This window comes from Thermogutta sp. (genome assembly GCF_014359955.1).
In the GTDB taxonomy this organism is placed as follows: Bacteria; Planctomycetota; Planctomycetia; order Pirellulales; family Thermoguttaceae; genus Thermogutta.
In genome coordinates this window covers 1-4,051 of sequence record NZ_JACIYL010000151.1, presented here as the reverse complement: position 1 = coordinate 4,051, position 4,051 = coordinate 1, and the positions used below count along the sequence as shown (strand labels likewise).

The 4,051-nt window shown below is 59.5% G+C and carries 1 protein-coding gene; it reads left to right on the top strand.

The genetic code is table 11. The features are described from left to right. The first annotated feature begins 253 nt into the window (after window positions 1-253). Window positions 254-3,826, top strand: coding sequence for a DNA polymerase III subunit alpha (gene dnaE / locus H5U08_RS06680; protein WP_297031482.1), 3,573 nt, complete (start codon window positions 254-256; stop codon window positions 3,824-3,826). Window positions 3,827-4,051 lie beyond the last annotated feature (225 nt).

The window sequence follows — 4,051 nt, the reverse complement described above, 5'->3', positions numbered from 1 at the left end:
CGACAAGCGGGTCCCTCCGAAGGAGGACCTGACAAGCACGTCCCTCCGAAATACTGGCTTGTCCTTTCCAAAAGCCCGATCGACCGAGCGATCGTCGACTCGCGCACATACGGTGTGTTCAGCCTGTCAAGTCATGCCTCTGTTGGGGATGGCCACCACCCTGAAGGGCGCTCTTTTCCACATGGCTACCAGTGCTACAATCGGCAGAACACCTCATGGCACGATGCCTCGATGACTTCTCGGAGGACACAGCATGGCTACACCGCCATTTGTTCATCTTCACTGTCACAGCCATTACAGTTTGCTGGATGGTGCGGGCACGATCGACCGGCTCCTTGACCGCACGCGTGATCTGTGCATGAACGCCTTGGCGCTCACGGATCACGGTAACCTGTACGGGGCCCTGGAGTTTTATCAAAAGGCCCGCGACCGCGGTATCAAGCCGATCATCGGATATGAGGCCTACATTGCGCCGGGCAGCCGGTTCCAGCGGGAAGCGGCAAGCATGAAGGAGGCCAGCTACCATCTCACGCTGCTGGCCATGAATCGGCAGGGTTTTCAAAACCTGCTCAAGCTGGCATCGGCTGCGTATCTTGAGGGCTTCTACTACCGACCGAGAATCGACAAGGAGCTGCTCTCCCAGCATCACGAAGGGCTCATTTGTTTGAGCGGTTGCCCCTCGGGAGAGCTGGCACGAACGCTTCTCGCCAAGGAAGAACCCGACGTCAAAAAAGGGTGCGAGGTGGCGGACTGGTTCCGCAGCCTGTTCGGCGATCGCTATTTCATCGAGATTCAGGATAACGGCACCGAAATCCAGCGTCAGGCGATGAAGGGGGCCGTGGAAGTTGCCCGAAAAATGAATATCCCCCTTGTCGCCACCAGCGACGTGCACTACGTCCTCCCTGAAGACGCCGACGCGCAGGACGTCCTCCTGTGCATCAATACCGGCAAGTTCCGCCACGACACCAACCGGATGCGGATGGATGGGCGGGAGTATTACCTGCGTTCTCCGGAACAGATGTACAGCGTGTTTTCCGGACTGGAAGACGCCGTGCGCCGCACGCAGGAAATCGCCGCCCTTATCGACCTGGAGCTGGAACTGGGACAGCGCCACTTCCCCATCTTTACCCCGCCCGAAGGCAAAACCGCCGAAGAATATCTCCGCGAGCTGTGTTTGGAAGGACTCAAGGAGCGCTACCGAAACGACCCGCGGCGGTTTCGCGACGGCCAGCTCGCACCGGAGGTTTTGGAGCGGCTGGAGAAGGAATTATTCGTTATCAACAAACTGGGCTTTGCCAACTACTTTCTCATAGTGTGGGACTTCGTCCGCTTCGCCCGCAGCCGCGGAATTCAGGCCACCGCCCGCGGATCGGGCGTGGGGTCTCTGGTCAGTTACGCCCTCAAGCTCAGCCATGTCTGCCCGATTGAATACGGCCTGCTCTTTGAACGGTTCCTCGATCTCAACCGCCGTGAGGCGCCGGACATCGACATCGACTTCTGCCAGGAGCGGCGCGAGGAAGTCATTCAGTACGTGAAGGAGAAATACGGCCACGAGAACGTCGCGCAGATCTGCACCTTCGGCACGATGGCCGCCCGCGCCGCCATCCGCGATGTGGGCCGGGTACTGGGGCATCCGGTGGCCTTCGTCAACGAGATCACGGCCCTCGTTCCGGAAGGCCCCAAGGTCACACTCCAGGCAGCCCTGGAAAAGAGCGAGGATCTCCGCAAGAAATACGAGACAGACCTGCGGGTGCGGGAAATCATCGATTATGCCAAACAGATTGAGGGGCTTGCCCGAAACGTCGGTACCCACGCGGCAGGCGTGGTCATCGCCGACAAGCCGCTGGTCGAGTATGTCCCCCTCCAGCACGTCCAGGGGAAGGAGGAAATCATCACCCAATGGGCGATGGCGGACGTGGAACGGGCGGGCCTGCTCAAAATGGACTTTCTCGGCCTGCGGAACCTCACCCTCCTCTCCAAGGTCATCAAGCTCATCGAGGAAACCACGGGAGAACGCGTCGATCCTTATGCCTTTCCCCTGGATGATCGCGCGACGTATGACCTTCTGGCACGGGGTGAAACGAAAGGCGTTTTCCAACTGGAAAGCGGCGGTATTCGCGAACTCCTCCAGCGCATGAAACCGGACAACATTCGCGACATCATCGCGGTGAACGCCCTCTATCGCCCCGGACCGCTGGAAGGCGGGATGGTGGACGACTACATCGAAGTCAAACACGGTCGCAAGAAACCCGAATACAAACACCCCGTGATGAAGGAAATCCTCGAAGAAACTCATGGGGTGATGGTCTATCAAGAGCAGGTCATGCAGATTCTCAATCGGCTGGGGGGCATCGAGCTGGCCGAGGCCTACACCTGCATCAAAGCAATCAGCAAGAAAAAGCTCGACAAGATCGCCAAGTATCGGGAACAGTTCGTGGAAGGAGCCTGCGCCCAGGGGCTGAGCCGTCAGGATGCCGAGGAACTTTTCAATCTGGTCGAAAAGTTCGCCGGATACGGCTTCAACAAGAGCCACTCCACGGCCTACGCACGGATCGCCTACATCACGGCCTATCTCAAGGCCCATTATCCGCTCCAGTTCATGGCGGCCCTGCTCTCCAGTGACATCAGCAACCGCAATTTCACCCGCAAGGATTCCCTCGTCGAGCATCTCGAAGACTGCCACCGGATGGGCCTGGTCGTGTTGCCGCCGGACATCAACCGCTCTGAAGTGGAGTTCACCGTGGCAGATGGAAAAATCGTCTTTGGCTTGGCGGCCATCAAGGGCTGTGGGGGCTCGGCGGCTGAACGCATTGTGGAGGAACGCCGGCGAAACGGTCCCTACAAGAGCCTCTTCGAATTCTGCGAGCGGCTCGATGAAGCGGCTGTCAACCGCTCGGCCATCGAATCCCTCATCAAGGCCGGGGCATTTGACTCGCTCGGCGCGAAACGCTCCCAACTGTGGGCGGTCCTCGACCAGGCCATTCAGGCCGGAGCCAGCGCCGCCGAAGATCGCCGCATCGGCCAGTTGAGCCTCTTCGGAGATAACAGCGAATCCGTGTCCCCTGTTGAGGAGCGGCTGCCTGACATCCCGGAATGGGAGGACCACGAAAAGCTTGCCCGGGAAAAAGAAGTGCTGGGCTTCTATTTTTCCAGTCACCCGCTCCGCGAGTACGAAGAGATGCTCCGCCGTTACTGCACCCACACCACAGACGAACTGGGGCAATTGCCGCAGGGCACGGAGGTCGTGGTGGGCGGCGTCGTTTCGGCCATCGTCACCAAACACACCCGCACCGTGCGGACCGACGGCCCCACCAAGTTCGCCATGTTCGATCTGGAAGATATGTCGGGCATTGTGCGATGCATCCTCTGGCCGGAGCCTTACGCACGACAGGGTCACCTTTTGAAGGATGACGCCGTTCTCGTGGCCCTCGCCACGGTCGACAAACGCGGGGGCGGTGACGAAGCCACATTGATCGTTCAGGAACTTGTACCGGTGGATGAGCTTCGCCGTCGATTCACACGGGGATTGGAAATCCGGCTTTCCGAACGGCAACACGGCCCGGACGTCCTCAGCGACCTCTACCGCATCGTCCGTGGATATCCCGGCCCGTGCTCGCTCCAGCTTTTAATCCAGCTTGCGGATGGCCGCCGCGTCATCATGGCCTGCGACGGCCTCGGCGTGCGTCTGGATGAGGAACTTGAAAAACAGGTGGAAAGCCTCCTGGGAAAAGATTCGCTGGGCTACCTTGCGGCTCGCCCCAATGTCCGCGGAAATGGCGGTGGAAACGGTAATGGCAATGGCCGGAACGGTGCGTACCGCCGCTGACCGGGAGGGGCGACACCTTTAAAAAGTTTCCGCAAGATGCTCAGCGCTTGACTTATCCCCAGTTTTCTTTTGGACCTGTGAGAGGCCAAAAGCTTAATGCGTTGAACAGGCACGCCTGTCGTGCCCGGTTCCCCATATGGAGTGCGGGGCTTTAGCCCCGCCTTCGGCGCGGGACTTTAGTCCCCGCCGGAACGCAATGGATGATCGAATGGTGATCGGCGGACG

Coding starts and splice junctions, on each gene's coding strand:
- dnaE (WP_297031482.1), top strand. CDS start 254: ATGGCTACACCGCCATTTGTTCATCTTCACTGTCACAGCCATTACAGT.